Origin of the sequence: Rhizobium sp. NXC14, assembly GCF_002117485.1 — a bacterium.
Classification (GTDB): Bacteria; Pseudomonadota; Alphaproteobacteria; order Rhizobiales; family Rhizobiaceae; genus Rhizobium.
On sequence record NZ_CP021031.1, the window covers coordinates 390,740 to 408,614 of the forward strand.

General features: G+C 56.6%; 13 protein-coding genes and 2 pseudogenes. 7 read left to right on the forward strand and 8 right to left on the reverse strand.

What is annotated here, in order from left to right:
• The first annotated feature begins 299 nt into the window (after positions 1-299).
• Positions 300-935: an NYN domain-containing protein gene (locus NXC14_RS23720; protein ID WP_245362185.1), complete on the forward strand. Its 636-nt coding sequence runs from the start codon at positions 300-302 to the stop codon at positions 933-935.
• Between the two features lie 46 nt (positions 936-981).
• A complete protein-coding gene (locus tag NXC14_RS23725; RefSeq protein ID WP_085780497.1) occupies positions 982-1,512 on the forward strand; it encodes a very short patch repair endonuclease in 531 nt (176 codons plus the stop codon).
• Positions 1,513-1,849: 337 nt separating this feature from the next.
• On the opposite strand, the gene NXC14_RS23730 is transcribed toward NXC14_RS23725, so the two are convergent.
• Positions 1,850-3,283 carry a helicase-related protein gene (locus tag NXC14_RS23730; RefSeq protein ID WP_245362186.1) on the reverse strand — a complete coding sequence of 478 codons (1,434 nt, stop codon included), beginning with the start codon at positions 3,281-3,283 and terminating at the stop codon, positions 1,850-1,852.
• A gap of 2,539 nt (positions 3,284-5,822) precedes the next feature.
• Between NXC14_RS23730 and NXC14_RS33590 the strand changes: the two are divergent.
• Together NXC14_RS33590 and NXC14_RS33595 are read left to right on the forward strand one after the other, a co-directional pair.
• Positions 5,823-6,029 (forward strand): annotated as a pseudogene (locus NXC14_RS33590) (helicase-related protein); the annotation flags it as partial.
• Between the two features lie 382 nt (positions 6,030-6,411).
• Positions 6,412-6,856, forward strand: a pseudogene (locus NXC14_RS33595) (plasmid partitioning protein); the annotation flags it as partial.
• A 356-nt stretch (positions 6,857-7,212) separates the two neighbouring features.
• Here NXC14_RS33595 and NXC14_RS33600 read toward each other — a convergent pair.
• From NXC14_RS33600 to NXC14_RS32665, 7 genes are all read right to left on the reverse strand, one after another.
• Complete coding sequence (locus NXC14_RS33600) at positions 7,213-7,581, reverse strand: hypothetical protein (protein WP_085780498.1); 369 nt, start codon at positions 7,579-7,581, stop codon at positions 7,213-7,215.
• Between the two features lie 9 nt (positions 7,582-7,590).
• Positions 7,591-8,607 (reverse strand): thermonuclease family protein, encoded by a 1,017-nt coding sequence (locus NXC14_RS33605; RefSeq protein ID WP_245362187.1) that lies wholly within the window; start codon positions 8,605-8,607, stop codon positions 7,591-7,593.
• Between the two features lie 74 nt (positions 8,608-8,681).
• Positions 8,682-9,524 carry a hypothetical protein gene (locus NXC14_RS32660; protein WP_157131487.1) on the reverse strand — a complete coding sequence of 281 codons (843 nt, stop codon included), beginning with the start codon at positions 9,522-9,524 and terminating at the stop codon, positions 8,682-8,684.
• Complete coding sequence (locus NXC14_RS23750) at positions 9,505-10,245, reverse strand: OmpA family protein (protein WP_198175541.1); 741 nt, start codon at positions 10,243-10,245, stop codon at positions 9,505-9,507. Before NXC14_RS23750 ends, NXC14_RS32660 begins: the two co-directional genes overlap by 20 nt.
• A gap of 151 nt (positions 10,246-10,396) precedes the next feature.
• The gene (locus tag NXC14_RS23755) at positions 10,397-11,635 is read right to left on the reverse strand and encodes a hypothetical protein (protein WP_085780500.1); all 1,239 of its coding nucleotides are present in this window, start codon (positions 11,633-11,635) and stop codon (positions 10,397-10,399) included.
• A 9-nt stretch (positions 11,636-11,644) separates the two neighbouring features.
• Positions 11,645-12,931: a hypothetical protein gene (locus tag NXC14_RS23760; RefSeq protein WP_085780501.1), complete on the reverse strand. Its 1,287-nt coding sequence runs from the start codon at positions 12,929-12,931 to the stop codon at positions 11,645-11,647.
• 1,532 nt (positions 12,932-14,463) lie between these two features.
• Positions 14,464-14,631 (reverse strand): hypothetical protein, encoded by a 168-nt coding sequence (locus NXC14_RS32665; protein ID WP_198175542.1) that lies wholly within the window; start codon positions 14,629-14,631, stop codon positions 14,464-14,466.
• Between the two features lie 462 nt (positions 14,632-15,093).
• Here NXC14_RS32665 and NXC14_RS23765 point away from each other — a divergent pair, with 462 nt between their 5' ends.
• The 3 genes from NXC14_RS23765 (at position 15,094) to NXC14_RS33895 (ending at position 17,807) form a co-directional block, all read left to right on the forward strand.
• Positions 15,094-16,467, forward strand: coding sequence for an ISNCY family transposase (locus tag NXC14_RS23765; protein WP_085780502.1), 1,374 nt, complete (start codon positions 15,094-15,096; stop codon positions 16,465-16,467).
• Positions 16,468-16,603: 136 nt separating this feature from the next.
• Positions 16,604-17,524, forward strand: a complete 921-nt coding sequence (locus tag NXC14_RS23770; protein WP_245362188.1) for an MFS transporter — start codon at positions 16,604-16,606, stop codon at positions 17,522-17,524.
• Positions 17,433-17,807 (forward strand): MFS transporter, encoded by a 375-nt coding sequence (locus NXC14_RS33895; RefSeq protein ID WP_281064593.1) that lies wholly within the window; start codon positions 17,433-17,435, stop codon positions 17,805-17,807. The genes NXC14_RS23770 and NXC14_RS33895 overlap by 92 nt, the downstream gene beginning before the upstream one ends.
• Positions 17,808-17,875 lie beyond the last annotated feature (68 nt).

The following is a 17,875-nucleotide window of genomic DNA, read 5'->3' on the forward strand; positions in this document are numbered from 1 at the left end:
CTCGTGAGTATAACGCTGTTTCCAATTTCGGATTCGGTAAATATAGCCAAAATAAAAATAAGGTATATCCGCAGAAAAAGCGTATACTTTATGTCAACAATTTGAGAGCGCAGAAACTATACTTTAATTTACCCGCCAGATGGCGAAGGTCTCAGGAACCTTCACGGAAATTGCACCGTTTGGTGCACTTTTGCGTACCACTTGCACCACGGATTCGTACCAACATATCATCGTGCGTACCATTGGTACGAATAAACGTTCGGATCCGTACCAATGGCGTCAGGGCCGATGCGTTAGTTTTGAAGGATTCGGCCGATGACAACGCGCTCGGGCCGTGGCCATCGGATGGGGTCGAAGGGGTGCGAGCAATCGTTGCCAGAAATTCATTATCTGCCTCCATAATCACACGACTATGGGCGGGTAGCCTGAAAGGCACCGGCCGCTTTTCCGGTTTTTGCATCGTCTCCAGTGATAGCGATTTCGCGCGTTTGGCAGCAAGGATCCGCGAACAGGGCGTCACGGTCTACGGGTTCGGAGAACGCAAAACGCCGCGCCCCTTCATCACGGCCTGCGACAAGTTCGTGTATTTCGATGTTCTCAATACGCAGGCCGAAGAAGCTGACCGAGCGGCCGCCCCGACACAACAGCAAACCGAAGTGAAACCTTCCCCGGCCAAACAGCCTGCCAAGAAGGCAGGCCTGAACAAGGCGGCGCGGGATATGCTGATCAAGGCTATCATCGCGACTGCCGATGAGGACGGTCGAGCGAATCTGGCTCAGGTCGGCGGACACCTGGCAAAACAGGCGCCGGACTTCGACGCCCGTAACTACGGCTTTCCTCGACTGAGCGACCTCGTGAAGTCATCCGGCATTGTCGACGTCGAGCGCTCGCCCGAGAACCCAAAGACCATCTTGGTTCGGCTCAAAAAGACCTAGCCGCGACTGCCATGAAGTCGCCTCGTCCATGAACGAAGGTAGGTTGATGCCACTAGACCTGCAAGCCACCGAAGCCGTTCGCCGCCGGATGCAGCACACGGCGCGCAAGGACAACCCCTTCGAACTCACTATCCGCTCGCATCTCTATGCCCGCGGGCTTCGCTATCGCATCCACTACCCGATCCCCGGCATGAAGCGGACGACGTGTGACTTCGCCTTTCCGGGTTCGAAGATTGCGGTGTTCCTGGATGGATGCTTCTGGCATGGGTGCGAAGCGCATCCTCCGTCCGTTAAAAAGAATTCCGACTTCTGGCTCGGCAAGATCGAGCGCAACCGGGCAAGGGATGCGCGTGCGACGGCGCATCTCGTGCAGCTTGGCTGGATCGCGCTCAGGTTCTGGGAACACGAGACGACCGGCGCTATTGTTACCCGAATTGCATCGGTCGTCGAAGCGCGGCGGAAAGACGGCTCATTTCACAGCGCCCCGAGCACGCTGAAGAACAAGCAGCGGGCGTCTCGAAAGCTCGAAACTGTCGACGGCGAAATAACTCCTATCGAGCCCCCACTTGCCGAATAGCTTGCGCGCATCCCAAAGCGGATGAACCACCACGCCCCACGTGTTGTTGTGATTGTCCAAGGAGAAGATCGGGATGTCAGCCCTGCCCTTCACGTGGGATACAATGTTACCTGGGATGTAGGTCTTCGTCTGCTCTGCCAAATCTACGGCCATGGCTGTCCAGTCCGACACCTCGAAGCACCCGTAGTCTCCATCGAACCCAGCGTCGTATTCCGGCTCCGCCAGCGCCCTGAGATAGGCAAGCCCGAGCCGCCAGTCGAGGAGGCCATGGAAGTTCCTGTTGTTGTATCGTTGGAGGCATTTGTAGCACGACGAGCCGCAGCTCTTGATGTGAGCGTCAACCCCTACGTCTTCCCTCGGCCACTCCTCCGGGTCGTCCAGAATGCTCTTGATCAGGCCTGAGACCGGGATCGTGCTGTCCCCCAACAGGTGACGGCAGAAGCCCGAGCCATTCGGGAGGGCATCGGAGATCTGCAGGTAGGGCAGCCTCTCTCCTGAGAGCGTTACCATGATGTTTGGCGCCAGTGCATCGAACTCTTCCGGCGCGATGTCGAGATCGAGCGCCGCTCGCTGGATCAGGATCTCGGTCGCGGAGATGGCCGCGTCGACCTGCGCGACCGACACGCTGCTGATAGTTGAAACGCTGCGGCGGCATGTTGCCTTGGTAAACTGCCTGCAGCGAACCGATATCGACCCCGACTTCCATCGTGGTGGTGACGGACAGCAGATCCACGGTGTCGAAGAGCTTACGCCATTCGAATTCCGGCTCGCTCTCGTCGTCCTCCTTGACGAAAACGCCCTTGAACTGCTGGAGGCGCTCGGCCGGATCGCTCGTCTGTCCCGTCAATTCCTCGCATTTCAATCTGAAGAGCTTTTCGTTGCCTTCGACAGATCGCTTGACGCGCCGCCCGAGAAAGTTCCCGTGTGCGATCACCGACGCCGTCAAATCATCGGGCCTCGTCAGCACTTCGCCGCAACGGGTGCACTTTCCGAAGCCTTCATGGAGATGGACACGGCCACAACGGTCGCATCGCCAAGCCTTTCCAGCCGGATCAGCAGCCCGGAAGAAAAGCAGGCTGATGTCGATGGATCCTGCCACACGCGTTTGTTTCAGGCTGTTCTTCAACTTGTGAAGGAAGTCGTCGCACTCCTTTTCGGTCTGCATCGGGAACAGCTTCGTCATGAGACGGCGCATGCGGTTGTCGCCGCGACCCAGCATGTCGTGCGACGACTTCCAGTCGGTCTTCACCTCTTCCATGTAGGGGTTGGGCGTGATGCGGTACGCGTCCGCGAATATGCGTAGCATCGCGTCGTCGCGGGATTTCTCCGGCGTGTATTCCTCCGGGCCATAGAAGCTCGGCCAACCCAGGCCTGTCTCCTCGAGCGCGAAGTAGGTCTTGCTGAAGAGCAGATCCGTTGCCTCCGGCCGCAGCCCTTCGTGGATCTTTGTCCGCGCCCGGTTGACCAGGGCGACATTTTCACCGAGGTCTTCCTTCTTCCAGGTGATTTCGCCGTTAGACCCATAGTTGAAGAACTTGTACCAAGGTCTGTTCGAGATCCGTGTACGGAACGTGTCGGCGCCTTCGACTGGTGTCGAACCCAGCTTCATGAGTTCCGTCAGGATGGGGCGGGTATCGTACGCGACGGTCTCACGGGCGAACTCAAAAAGATCACTCAGGGGAACGCTCGGCGGCTTGCCTTCGGCGGCACGCTTCTTGTTGAGAAACCTCTGCCGGGGGCGGAGATGCTCGAAATCCAACCCTTCGTTCATGAGTTCGGTCACCTCTGCATTGATGCGAAGAAGCTCGGCCTTGACCTATCAAGCAGACGAGCATCTGAAGCTGCTCAAGCCCTTTCAGCGCGCCACCGTCAACTATGTGTTTCGGCGTCTTTTCACTGACCGGCAGACGACGAGGCAGTTTCTTGTTGCCGATGAGGTTGGTCTTGGCAAGACCATGGTGGCACGAGGCGTCATTGCGAAGGCGATTGAGGAGCTGACGGGCAAGGTCGACCGTATTGACGTTGTTTACATTTGCTCAAACCAGGCGATCGCCGAGCAGAACATCAAGTCGCTCAACGTCATCGGCTCGACGACAAAACCGTTGAACACCCGCCTCACCTTGCTACCATTGGAAATCGAGCAAGATGGCGGGATTGCCTCCCGACCAATAAATCTCGTCAGCCTCACCCCGGGAACGGCACTCGATCTGAAATCATCGCTCGGTACCGCAAAGGAACGGGCGCTCATTTACGAGATGCTGCGGAAGAGGCTCGGCATTCGGCACAGGGGCATACAGCGGGTTTTCCGTGGAGGTGTCGATGCCGAGAACTGGCCGGGTTGGACCGACTGGATGCGCGGCCAGAAAATCTCCGAAGAAATCGCCAAGAATTTCAACGCCGCCGTCGGGGATGAATTCATAGAGCGAATTCGTGCCGCCGCGGAGTTGGCGAGGAACAAAAGAAATCCAAACTATCCTCCCGATCAGCGGCCGGCTGTCATGATCGGTGAGTTACGCCGCGTCCTGGCTCGGATTTGCGTTGATGCGTTGAGTCCGGATTTGATCATCCTTGACGAATTTCAGCGGTTTGCCGACCTGCTGCACGAGCACGATGAGAAGTCGGCGCCCGAAAAGGCAGCCGCGGCGGAGCTCGCGCGTGCTCTTTTTTCCTACTCCGGCGCCGACGGCTCGAAAGCGCGCCTGTTGCTGCTATCAGCAACGCCATACCGCATGCTGACATTGAACAGCGACGATCCGGAAGAGGGCGATCACTATAGTGACTTCTTGCGCACCATGCGCTTCCTGTTCGGCGAAGAAGATGGTGACGCTCGGATTAAGGAACTCGAACAGGAGCTTAAAGGCTTCCGCCGTGCGTTGCAGGCAATGCCCGAGACGAGCGCTCACGCCCGTGTCCAGCGTGACCGTGTCCAGCACATTCTGGGCGAGGTCATCGCCCGAACCGAGCGCGTGGATTCCACTGACGACCGCAATGCTCTGGTCAAGGAGAGCAAGCCAGAGCTGATGATCGAGACGGAGGACCTCAAGGAGGCGAAGGCGATTGCCCAGGTGGCGGCGATTGTCAGCGCACCGGGTATCGTCGAGTATTGGAAGTCGTCGCCATACCTGCTCAACTTCATGCGTGAATACAAGCTTCGTCAGAAACTGCAGGCGCTGAAACTGCAGCCGTCCAGCGAACTGCGCAGTGCAATCAAGGGGGCGGCTCCGTTCCTCATCAGCAAGGAGCAGGTTGAGAGCTATGCAGAGATTCCTCTGAGAAACGCGAGAATGCGCGTGGTGGCCGACACAGCCTTCGAGCACGGACTTGATCGCGCATTGTGGCTTCCGCCCTCTCGGCCATCATACGGAGAACCGGCCCCGGCCACGAAGTCGCTCATATTTTCAGACTGGTCGATGGTGCCGGACGCGATCGCCGCGCTTCTCTCGCATGAAGCAAGCCGTCGCATGGGCATGACAAGCGATCTGGTCAGCCGCACCAGCCGTCCGATTGGCATCGAGGAGATGATGCCAATGCTCTACCCCTCCGCTACGCTGGCGGCTTGGATAGACCCCTTGGCAATGGAGCGCCGGTTTGGACGTGCGGCAAGCCATGATGAGCTGCGCCTCCAGGCGGTAGAAGTGCTCAAGGAACTCATCAACGCGGAGCAACTATTGCGTCTGTCCGGGAAATCCGACCGACTCCTCCCGCTCAATTTGGAAGATAATCTGGGAAGACGCGTGGACTGGAGCAGGGTGGGCGCCATCGAGCACGAAGGCCACGAGGAGCACGGCGCTATGGCACGCGCCATTGGGGTGCTCAGGAAAGCACTCGAAGCGGAAGATCATTCCGACGATGAAGATGCCCGAGATGTCTACGACAAACTCGCAGATTTTGCTCTTGGATCACCGGCAACGTGTGCCCTTCGAGCACTTGGTCGCCTTTGTCCGGAGCTGCCACTAAACCACCCTGCTCTCGTCGGAGCGGCAGTCGCGATCGCTCTCGGCTTCCGGACACTATATAATCAGCCAGAAAGCCGGGTATTGTTGAGAGAAACATCGCCCCTGAACTATTGGCGCCAGGTCATTACGCATGCCGCAATGCACGACTTGTCCGCAGTGTTGGATGAATATCTCCAGCTCGTACTTGAAGCTGAGCGCGGCATCGAACTGGAAGCGGACAAACGCGCGGGACTCATTGCTGCGAAGGTCGTCGAAGTCGTTGCCCTACGGCCGGCACAAATAACGCTTGATCACTGGACTGCCGGGCGCTCACGCTTGCACGATAAGACATTCGAGGTGCGTGCGCGTTTTGCGATGCGATTTGCAACAAAGGCAGAGGATGAAAAGGGCGTCCGCCGCACGACGCTCGTCCAAGCGGCCTTCAAATCCCCTTTCCGCCCGTTCGTTCTGGCGACAACTTCCATTGGCCAAGAGGGCCTGGATTTCCACCCCTATTGTGCCCGCATCGTCCACTGGAACCTCCCGCGTAATCCCGTCGACATCGAGCAACGGGAAGGTCGGGTTCACCGCTTTAAGAACCATGCCGTCCGACGCAATATTGCTGCCAGCTTCGGCGATTTCGCCCAGAGCGAGGGTGGTCGTGTCGGACCATGGGAGAGCATGTTCGAGGCCGCTCGGCAGCACGAGATCGCGCACGGTCGCGCCGGCGATATCGTGCCTTTCTGGCTTTGCCCCGGCAGCGAAAAAATTCAACGCGTTGTGCTCATCCCTCCGTTCAGCAGAGAGGTCGAGCGCTTCGAGAAACTGAAGAAATCTCTGGCGACCTATCGATTGGCATTCGGCCAGCCACGCCAAGATGAGTTGATCAACCTGTTTTCCGCGTTCGGAAATGACGTGGTGGCGGAGCTGTCCGATCTGCAAATCTCACTGAGACCGTCGACAACCGGCCATGCTCGACCAGATGGTCAGGGGCGACATGCCAAAGGAGCAGCCGTTGCGCACCATCGCCGCCGCCTCGCTCGAGGATCAGAAAGCAGTATGGAAGGCCAACAAGCCGAAGAAGGACAATACCGCCGCCCGGTGGCAGATAGCCAACGGACTATCGAGGACCCGGATATTTGCCCGTGACGCCAGTACCGGCGATGATCTCCTCGAAGTCAATTGGCATTGAATGGGCCGACGGTCTCTTCAGCCCGGCTGATCAGGGGACAATCGCTACACCGATGTGGAAGCGTTCCCGGGCGCCCAGCCGGAATGAATGACCAGCACCTGCCGAGGAAGGGCGCGATCGTCGAGGTCACAACCGGGGCCAGCCGGAAATACCCAAGAAGACCGGGCGCGTCTATGGCAAGCGGGGCAAGGGCGATCAGACTGGGCTCTATCTCGACCCGGTACACGCGGGGGCAGCGAAGTCGTCCGAGCCACGCACAAGGCCGAACATCTCGCAGTTCAGGCCGGTGGCCAATGGGGGATGGATGGTGCAGGCCCTCCTCATGGCACTCGCGCAGCCGGATGGAGATTTCCGTCATATCCGGGATCTCTGCCCGAAGACGGTGCATGCAGGCACAGCGATCGGACGATTGGACGCCGGCTCCACGATCTGAACGAATACGAGCGCGATGTTCTGGAGAGCGGCCGGGACTACGCCCCGACGCTCCAGTCGAGATCGTCGACGTAGACCATGCCGTGATGGACATCGTCGGCATCGATCCCGAGCTTGCCATAGCCTAGCGGCTTACCCAACCTATTTCCGCAGATAGCTCTTCTTCCCGCTATCGGTGAGACAATAGCGCCCTCCCCTTGGACCCGTACAATAGTTTCCTCCACGGCACGAGCATTCGCCAGACAGGGTTGGCTGCATATCCTCGGCGTCAGAACTCAACAGTCCGGTGGCGCCCATCGTAGCTTCGCAGGACTTCTTGCTCGCACTTACGGAGCCATCGCGACAAATGAACGTCTCTCCTTGGCAGTGGTCGATGCCACCCTTGCGCCCGCTACACGGGGTATTCGCTTGTGACACCTGAACGAACACGGATGCGACCAGGAAGAGGCTCGTAATTGCGATCTTCACGGTGGATGTCAGAAGGCTTGGAAGAAGGTAGCTGTGCGACATGAAGTTAAGTCATCCACACCAGGGCCGCGGGGTTGGCGGGCAGCCGGTCGCTCCACATACAAAGGGAACGGCAAGGCCCTCACTGATCAAGATCTGTCCGACGTCGCGACCGTCGACTTCAAGTTTGCCGCAGCTACGACCGTAATTGCATTTTTTCGTCTCTTCGGTACCGGGTTTGCAAGAGCACGCGACTAAACTGACGTTGGTCGAGTTCGCCCGACCCACCAATTCCCGCAGGCGTTCAGAAGCGCGATTTCCTAATTTAGCTTCGTTTGAACACATCGGCTCGTATTTTTCCGGCGTGTTGAAGCCAATCAATCTCACGCGCGTGCCGTTGCTCAGACGGATCGTGTCACCATCGGTGATCGTAAAACTTGCTCTACCTTTGGCGCCCAGGGACGGTGCGTTGGCCACAACCCTGGACCCGGCTTGCGGCTCGACACTGCCGGCGCCGTCGACCTGGCGTCCAAGAAGGCTGGCCAACAAGCCGACGAAGAGTATGCAGCCAATTATGATCAGCAGGGTGTCACGTCCTGCACCGGACACGGATCGAAGAGGGTAGTGCGGCCGAAACGGATTCCGGGGTCGGAAGGGATTTCGTGGCCGAAGCGGATTGCGTACACGAAAGGGATTGCGTTTGCGCGGTGTTCGCATGAACGGCGCGCCGGGCGAATGGCTTTGGCTTTTCGGTCGTTGGCATGGCTGATGAGGTGGTAGTGTCGCATCAGAGACCACGTCGAGTTTTGGGGGCGGCGATTGATCCTGCGTCAGGCGTCTTAGGATCGCAAACTGCTTCTCGCTCACCTTGGTTCGGACGCCGTAGCGAGCCATCTTGTCGCGAATGTCGCTTAAGAACTGGTGCTGCCATTCCGTTGCACGCCCATTCTGCAACACGTCGTCAATGCGCCGCTTGAAGTACGCGATATCGTGCTCGCTAAGCATTTCCCACCCTGATGCAGTCTCATCGATCGGCGCCACTAAGTTGAAAAGCTTAATTTTAGACCCAACCTTTAGCTTCAGGGGCACCGCGATGCCTCGTCATTCATGTCCCCGCCCCGTCAGCTGGAAGGGTGGCACCGCTGGGCTCGGCCATGCTAAATTTACCTGTTCAAGCAATCAATAGACCCGTCACGCTCTGCCGACGGATTTTCCAGTAGGGCAAGGGAGGAACTTCGTTCCATCCCCAGCTTGGCTACCGCTTCGTCGTCGCCCGCATGCCACATGTGCTTCAGATTTTTGAAACGAAAGCATTGTGTCAATCGCGTTGGTGAGAACGCATAACCTGAAAGGCTTTTGGCTGCATCACCAAAAATCGCCTTAAATTTTGATTTTGAAGGCATGGCAGCGGAAACTGCCAAAATCGCACTGTCCACACGTGCGAGTTCATAGAGCCTCTGAGTACGCCGCGCCAGGTCATCATAATGGATCGCGGTCGCAACATCAGTTCCTTTCAAAATGTCACTCGATCCAGTGATTGGCCCACCATGCCAAACAATCAACGTATTGCGTCCTGCAATCACCTGTGTTGCCAGTGGAACTAGATAGTTCGCACAGCTTGAGAAGCATGCCTCGTCTATGACGAGTTGTCTGAGCTTTCCCACAAGCGTTTCCCCCAAAGGCAGCCAGACATCAACCGGTCCTCCGGTTGTCTTTACCACGATATCAACCGATCTAAGGCTCGCAAGCTTTGGATACAAAGTGGCCAGTGAAACCGTTGCCAGACTACCGTATAGGCATAGGACAGGTATGTTGTCATTCCGGTCAATAAGGGACCAACCGCCGGGGAGATTTGGATTGGACGAACGATCTTGAAGATCGACGTGGCAAAGTCTGATTTCGTAGTCGCCGAACTGTGTTTCGGCAGCTGTTGCGTGCGGCGGGCATGACATCGCCGACAGCGAAACTGCAACAAAGATGCCTGCGTTATCGGCCAAGGTCGACATAAATCTTCTGTCGATCGATCTCCACTGGGATCTTTGTACGCTCAAGCTCGACTTCTTGCCGCGCCTTGGTGATCTCGACTGGACTTCTCCCAGACTGTTTCTCGATCGCTTTAACCTCGTTGTTGATCTCGACAATCTTTTTCTCAAAGTCCCTCGAAACGGAAACCTTTTCGATTTCGATGCGAATCTGCTTTTTGCACTCACTATTGTCGCCACTACACAGATTCACGTTTTGCCGCTTGATGTCTACGACGAGAGCTTCGGGCTTAGCTCCAAAGAGGAATTCGACGCGTCTGTTTTTAGCTTTGCTTCGCACAGTATCATTCGGCGCAATTGGCATGTATTCGCCAAAAGATACGCGGTAAATCGATGCCTGGTACACCCCGCGGAGCACGAGGGCAGATGCCACTGCGTGCGCACGAGAAAGACCGAGATCGATATTATAATCTTCCTCGCCATCAGCGTCTGTGTGGCCGGCTACAAACAAGACGACGTCAGGAGGTTCTTGCTTCAAACTGTCAGCAACGATGTCCAGGAGTTTATAGGCCTCAGGACGGATTTGATCGCTCCCACTGTCGAAGAAAATGTCTTGTTGGGCTACAACTCTGAGAACCGGAATGTCGGCGGGAAAGTCTTTGAGCCCATGCTCGGACGGTGACACCGTTTCCTCAAAAAAGGAGAAGCCCTGTCGCCCCTTCGATAATCTCTTCAATCGAGCCATTCGGTCAGCATGCTCTATTCCCACCGTCTGCCACGCTTCTTGCGGACATGGCATCCGAGCGGCAACGTCTACAGGACAAGCGGACTGAGCCCCCGCCGGAGTTGTCATCAATGCGAGACCCGACAGGAGTGCGGCGTAAAATGCCGAAGACTTAGAATACGGCATTCGGTACGCGCCGTAACTGGAACTGTACGCCATCTTCCATGAAATTGATGATACAGACGCCATCGGAAATCTTGCCATTGAGAACGTCGCCATCAAGCGCAAACGATAGGTCTCTCAATCCGCCAAATGGCATCCATTTCTCACAAGCAGGCTCCGGTCCCGGCTTGTCAGTCCATATCTGTGCAAACACTCTGTCACCCACAAACTCGCATTTGCTCTCGCTCTCGCAGTTCAGGATGCCGCTGAATGGTGCAAACAGCGTTCTGTTCGACTGCTCTTCCATCCAGGACATCACTACGGAGCCATTTTGATCACGTGCCAGTCTCATACGAACAGGATATTGACCTTTGCCGTAGGAAATTGCCCCTTGGTATACGGCTGAACTGATCGGCTCCTTGTTTTCGGTTAGGGAACTACCCGAGCTGCCAATCGTGTCAACCTTCGCTTTGCCCGCCAGGAAGAAGGCTTTGAGATATTCGGTCTGCGCCTCTGAGAGAGCTGAACCGATACTAAATAGATCGATATCGGCCCGCTGAAGGTCGAGGCTAATGGCCTCGGCGTCCATTCTTCCTTGCTGGCGTGAACCGGCGACATCCGACACCGGCATGTCATATCTGGTGAGGTCCGAGTATACGATAACGCGAGGCAGTCCGCTTGCTATCGAATAGCTCTGCCCCTTGTTTATCGCTTGGACCAATGCTCCATGAGCAAACGGCTTCTTAGCGCCGGGAACTCCAACCTTTGCCTTCTTCAAGCCCTCGATCAGGGCAAGCGTCGCAGCTCGAGTAAAAGACTCTGCCACGTCCCTCTGAGCACTAACCCAATCCTTCCCGAAGAATTTCTGCATGTTGGTCGTCGATGCGTTCAGGCTCTCGGCCTCAGCCTTGCTGACGAAAGGAACGCATCCGGTAAAAATTGAGACGAGGCCACTACCATCAGAGTTCGCGATTGCGATGGTTATCCGTTCTCGCGGCGCCATTACTTGATCGATGTTCTTATTATTGGCATCGAAAAATCGAGCCGTGAATTTGCGCCACTCTTGGTTTTCTGGAGCAGGCCCTTCTGGCTTGTCCGGAACAGCAACATTCCCGTCGACGATTACCACCGTCTGACGAAGCGATGGCTTCGCGCCATTCTTCGAGCAGGATTCGTCCTCTGTTTTTACCTGCGCGAAGCTCGCTGTCGCAGAAAAAGCCAACGCGAGCGCGACACTCAAAAACCTCATGGCGATGCCTCAGATATATTTAAGGGATAGAGGAAGAGCAGCGTACGCGCTACTATCAAGGAATTGGTACTCAGCGGTCTCGACCTCCGGCTGGACCTCGAATCTGGGCGCTTTACCCTTGAGAGCGGTCAATAGCTTGACCCGATAAACCTGGAGTGCAGCTAGGACTTTCGTGTCCTGTTCTTTGATTTGCGCGAAGAGGGTGCGGCTAGCAAGGAAGTCCTTGTTGCTGCCAAGAGACGCGTGCTTGTTTTTGACTTGCTCGATCGCCTTTTCACAAGTGGCGTCAATATTTTCAAACTCCCGCTTTAGCGGGGCGCTGATTTTTTCACGCAACGCATACATCTTCTTTTCGGCTTTGTTTTTTCCTTGCAACGCCTCTGGAAAATGATGATCTTCGTCGTGGGCAAAGAATGCGATGATCACACCGACCGCATATACGCCGAGGTTGCCGATCATGGACCCGCCAATGACAAAAAAGGGGCTTGGAGCATTGCCGCCCATCACCGCGTTCTCAAGCAGAATGTCGGCGTACATTATCGATCGGGCGTAATAGACCGCTCCAAGCGCTATGGCTAGCAAAACCGTACCGATCGAAAACATGCGCCATGCAGAGGCTCGGTCGCCGTCGCGTCGATGTGCGCCCAATCGCGTCTCAATCTGGCGGAGGAAAGTTCCATGAACGTGAGATGCGTATGCAAGCATTAAGGCTACTATGATTGTGACGCCGAGTGCGATAGCCGGCGTGTAAGCCTTATTTCTACTGAAAGACTCGAAATTTATGAGCATTTCAGTAATGCCAACAAGCCCCAAGAGCGGAATGTACCACATCGGTGTCAACTTCGCTTCGCGATTATGCCGCGCTCGGAGCTCGTCATAGGTGTCCTTACCTTTTTGGTACTCAATGCGAGCCTCTTCGTAGCGGTCGTAATCCGCTGCCCGCTTTTCCCTGCTAGCTTTAATGGCTTGCCTTTTGCGCTCGATGCGCTGGTTTTGCTCGTGCGATATTTCGCGTTCGAGGAAAACACCGCGAGATCGATTTTGATCGCTGTTGGCGCCAAGAAGATCTCCGACAGAGTCAAGCGCTTGACCTCTGGGGCCGGCAATGTAGGTCACGTACCACGACGACATCATCGGCGTCAGATTGCCAGGCGTTGATCCAACATGGTCCGTCAATCGGATAGACGAGCTGCCGAACTCGGATTCGACACCGGACATAAGCTGCTTGACGATCTCGCTGTCAGGATCAAGGTTCAATTCACGATAGGAATCAATCGAAAGATTTTCGTTCGCCACAGAGGTCTTCCACTTAGCTTTTAATTGGTTTCCAGTCGCCCGTGTCGAGACGACACCACAATTGCTTGCCGCTGCCTGCACTCTGGCCGTCAACGGAAACAGTCTGTTCGGAGTAGCGGCATGCAGTGAATTGCGGCTTCGTTTCGCCTGACGCCCCCTTGGACGGTTTAGCCGTGGCATCAGGCTTTACTGTAGGCACTGGCGCACTCGCCACCCTAGTCGATACAGCAATAGACTTACCAGAGCGGGACACGAAGGCCCTGGTACTGCTGGTGTTAGATTCAATTGCCGCAAGTTCTGCTTCCCGCACGCGTGTCCGATCCTCTTCGGCGGCTATCTGCAACAGCACAGCGCAGGCCCCTACGCCGACTGCCGTTCCGATCAATGCGCCGCGGCCCGCACCTCGGCCACCATCAATCGCGGCGCCAGCGAGGGCACCGAGACCAGCAGAAATGACAGTGCTGGTGAGACACTTGCCTATCGCCCGATCCATGGCAGTCGTACTCGCATAAGATGCCCCTCCGACAGTGGTACATCCCTGCAGGCCAATGCTCACAACAAGTGGAACAACTAAAGTTGCCCGCGTCTTAGAAATTATCATGCCCCCAACCCCTACTACTTCGGCGATTGACTCTCGGTTCCACCACCAGTTTAATGCGAGTTAACCAATCGAAGTCAGTTTACGACCTTCTTGGTTCAGACCTTTTGCTTAGAACGCTCAAATGCGAAAATTCCGAGATATCGGATCAACAGCCGTCTGTATCGAGCGAAACTATACCTTCTGCACCGGAGGTAATATTGGATCTCGTGTGCAATACTTGCCTGCTGCACGGAAGCAACGGTTTTGTTCCGCAATGTTTTAAATCAGAACTTACCTACTTTCGCACTTTGCAGTACCGTTTTGACGCCCCGATCAATCGCTATCTCCATTGCGCTAATATTTACGTCCCGAATATACTGACCACTATTTCTTGCGTGGAGACTCATGTAAACGACCTCAAGTTCCAGCCCGTTGCAGATCGAACTGATTGCGGCGTTGCGCAACGGATTCAAATGGGGTTGGCCCGCGTAGGGAAGCCTCCTCTATCTGCATTTAAGTGTGACTCTGAGCTCTTCATCATCCCGCTGACGAAGCAGATTATCCGCAAAGCGAGATACGAATTCCGGCGTTATCGATGCGCTTGGCGCAGGAACGCCGCATAATTACACCGTTATCGGGAAATTCGGATCGTTCGGACATTTGCTGGTTTAGTTTGGAGGTCCTTTGCTGACCCTGAGGCGAATCACTTTTGGCCCAAGGGAGAGCCGCCCGTGAGGAGTGCTCGGTCATTTGGCATGCCGCAGGTCGGTGATGCCGGGGACATGGCCTTAAGGAGCTTTCTAAGGGCAGAGCTACAAAGAAACGTTATTTAGGCACGGACCCTAGCGCAGGCGTACGTTCAATCACGGGTTTGAGCACACAGTTCTTCGATGACGAAGTCCTTTGGAGGAATGCCCCAGCCAGCGCGCAGCACTTCCTTGACCTGGGCCGGCTAGGCACATGTCAGGTGCTCCACCGCTGATGCGTTTTCATTCATGACGACACGCCGCGCATCGGCTACCTGACCGAGGGCGGTGCCACCGTCGTTGGAATGTGCAAGACGCGGCAGATAGGCTTCGAAATCTCGCCTGCAGAAGACCTGCCGCAAGGAACCGGTCATCATGCACCCTCCCCCGATGCCGAACCGGGCTGGGCCGCCGGCTGAGTGCCACCATCGCGAGAGGCTCCGCTGCGCAAGATGCCCGATGAATCGTCAGCTGATTTAATTGGGCCGCCTATGAGCGGTATTGCAGGGCGGGTCGCCTCCGCCTCTAAATGCATGTTTAATCGGGGTACACCGGATGAAATGCTCTGCCCTTATACATTTGAGCTCGACCTGGATTACATCCGGAGTTCATATCGATTAGAGCGCACCGGAGGTCGGTTTATCCCTCATGTCAATGTTTCCTATCAAAACAATGGATTACAAAAACCTTCCGGCAAGGCATATGAAAGAGTCCAGTGGGGCTGTTTCATAAGGAGCATTGTGGGGTTCAATACTGTAGCCGCAAAGTTAGAATGTCCTGTTTCTGCAAAGTTGGAATGTCACACTCCCCGCGTTTGCTGACGTGGGAGATTGCGGATGGGATTGATTGCGATGAGCGAGCGTGATCTGCAGCGGATCGAGGTTCTGTCGAAGGTGATCGCCGGCCGGATGACGATGGTCACGGCGGCGCATGTGCTTGCTCTGAGCGAGCGCCAGGTGCGGCGGCTGTTGGATCGCATCAGCACCGACGGCGCGGCGTCGATCCGCCATAAGGCGATCGGTCGGCCGTCGAACAACCGGATCAGCGACGGTGTTCGGGATTATGCGGTGACGCTGGTTCGTGAACGTTATGCGGATTTCGGTCCGACGCTGGCGGCGGAGAAGCTTGCCGAGCGCGATGGATTGCGTGTGTCGCGCGAGACGCTGCGTCGCTGGATGTCGGAGGCCGGCCTGTGGCTGTCACGCAAGCAGCGGCGGACGTTTCATCAGCCGCGGTTGCGGCGCGAAGCCTATGGCGAGCTGGTACAGATCGACGGGTCCGAGCACCGCTGGTTCGAAGATCGTGGAGATCCGTGCTCGCTGTTGGTGTTCGTCGATGATGCGACGGGCAAGTTGATGCAGCTGCGCTTCGTGCGCTCGGAAAGTGCGTTCAGCTATTTCGAGGCGCTGGCGCTTTATCTGCGGGATCACGGTGCGCCGATTGCCTTTTACTCGGACAAGCATTCGGTGTTTCGGGTGGCGAAGAAAGATGCCAAGGGCGGCCAGGGCATGACCCAGTTCGGGCGGGCGCTTTCAGAGCTAAATATCGAGATTCTTTGTGCGAACTCCAGCCAGGCCAAGGGTCGTGTCGAGCGGATGAACCGGACGCTGCAGGACCGGCTGGTCAAGGAATTGCGGCTGGCAGGCATCGACGACATGGAGGCAGGCAATGCGTTCTTGCCTGGCTTCATGGAGGACTACAATGCGCGGTTTGCGCTTGTGCCTGCCCGATCGGGTGATCTGCACCGGCCGATGAATCTGGCCGCGGATCGGTTAAGGGAGATCCTGTGCAAACGCGAGCAGCGTTATGTCGGGGCGCAGCTGACGTTTTCGTTTGAGCGCAAGCGGATCATGCTGGAGGAGAGCGAAGTGACGCGTGGATTGGCTGGTCGCTATGTCGAGACCTATGCCTATGCAGACGGCCGGCTCGATGTGCGGTGGAAGGGACACTCCCTGCCCTACAAGGTGTTCGACAAGGACCAGCGGGTGACGCATGCGGCAATCGTCGAGAACAAGCGGCTCGGCGATGTTCTGGCCTATATCAAGGAGCGGCAGGAGCAGCAGTCGAAGCCTGATGTAAAGACCAACAGCGAGAAGAACGGCTATGTGCGACGGGCTCACGGTCCGGGACGGCGGAGGGATTTTATGAACGATCCAGCGGTGATCGAACGCCGTAAAGCGGCGCTGGCAAAGCTTGACGCTGCTGAGTGAGGCGTCGATCGCATCGTCTCAAAGCTAAAGTCCAAGGGTGCCCCTCACCCGCCCCGATCTGATCTTGCAACCCGGCCCAGCCGCTCAGATCGGGGCTGATCGGCCTGCCGGATCAGACCAAAGTGACATTTCTACTTTGCAAATATCCGGACATTTCAACCTGACCGCCACAAATACAGTCCGCAGCATCGGACCTGCCCTTGGCGGCATCATCGTTGCGGTCTTTGGACCGCTCGTAACCGTCGCGATCACCACCTTTGGCTTCGTCGCGCCCCTCACAGCTCTGTGGCGAAACAAATGGAAGGGTCAGATGTCGCCTCTTCCCCGGGAAGCGCTGACGACGGCTATCTATGACGGTCTGCGCTTCACAGCAATATCTTCCGAAATCAAGGCAACGATTGTTCGCGGGACGCTGTTCGGGTTGGCCGGAACCTCCATGTTGGCACTCTTGCCCTTGGTTGCCCGTGACCTTTTGAAGGGCGGCCCGATCGACTACGGTATCCTCATGGGTGGCTTCGGCGCAGGTGCACTCGTAGCAGGATTTGCAAATCCGTCGCTTAGACGCACCTGTACGCAGGAGCTGCTGATCGTACTTGCTTGCACTGCATGCGCGGCATGTGCGCTCGCACTTTCGCTGACGTCTTCCCTCTTCGTCGCAACGGCCTGCCTCGCTTCTGGTGGCGCCGGCTGCGTGACCGGCTGGTCTGGCTTCGGCGTCAACGTGCAACTGGCAAGCCCGCGCTGGGTCGTCGGTCGTACCATCTCCATCTACAGCGCCTTCACCTATGGCGGCATCACGGCAGGCAGCTGGCTGTGGGGAGCGATCGCGGAAAATCATTCTCTTTCCATGGCATTGGCATGTTCTGCTGCCGCATCCTTGGCGGTCGCGGTCCTTTGGGCTCAAGCTGCCGATCAGCAACCGCCTGGAGTCGGAACTCGATGCCTCCGACGCTTTCGATGCGCCAGTGCCGGCACTCGATCTGAAGCCGAGAAGCGGCCCAATTCTGGTGACGACGGAATATGCGATTTCCGAAGAGAATGCCGCTCTCTTTCTTGAGATCATGTGCAGACGGCGGCATGCTCAAAGCCGAGTCGGTGCACGCCAATGGACGCTCACCCGCGACGTTCAACAACCGTCAAGGTGGCTCGAGACCTTCCGGACGCCGACCTGGACTGATTTCCATCGCCTTCATCACCGCCTCACGGCAGCGGACAAGCGCTTGGACGATGCGCTCAAGGAGTTGAGCGCAGTATCCAACCTGCCACGGAAGACCATTTTGGTGGAGCGCCCGACAGTTGCGCGCAAGTCCCCGCCAGTTCCATACGTATCGCAGAAATGAGTTGGCCCTTTGTACGAAAGGCGATAACGCCCCGCCCAGGGCGGTTCAACGCTGCGCGTCACGTTGTA

Excerpts from the sequence above, each read along its gene's own strand:
- NXC14_RS23725 (WP_085780497.1), top strand. The coding sequence starts at position 982 with ATGCCACTAGACCTGCAAGCCACCGAAGCCGTTCGCCGCCGGATGCAG.
- NXC14_RS23730 (WP_245362186.1), bottom strand. The coding sequence starts at position 3,283 with ATGAACGAAGGGTTGGATTTCGAGCATCTCCGCCCCCGGCAGAGGTTT.
- NXC14_RS33600 (WP_085780498.1), bottom strand. The coding sequence starts at position 7,581 with ATGTCGCACAGCTACCTTCTTCCAAGCCTTCTGACATCCACCGTGAAG.
- NXC14_RS32660 (WP_157131487.1), bottom strand. The coding sequence starts at position 9,524 with ATGTCGACCTTGGCCGATAACGCAGGCATCTTTGTTGCAGTTTCGCTG.
- NXC14_RS23750 (WP_198175541.1), bottom strand. The coding sequence starts at position 10,245 with ATGGCTCGATTGAAGAGATTATCGAAGGGGCGACAGGGCTTCTCCTTT.
- NXC14_RS23755 (WP_085780500.1), bottom strand. The coding sequence starts at position 11,635 with ATGAGGTTTTTGAGTGTCGCGCTCGCGTTGGCTTTTTCTGCGACAGCG.
- NXC14_RS32665 (WP_198175542.1), bottom strand. The coding sequence starts at position 14,631 with ATGACCGGTTCCTTGCGGCAGGTCTTCTGCAGGCGAGATTTCGAAGCC.
- NXC14_RS23765 (WP_085780502.1), top strand. The coding sequence starts at position 15,094 with ATGGGATTGATTGCGATGAGCGAGCGTGATCTGCAGCGGATCGAGGTT.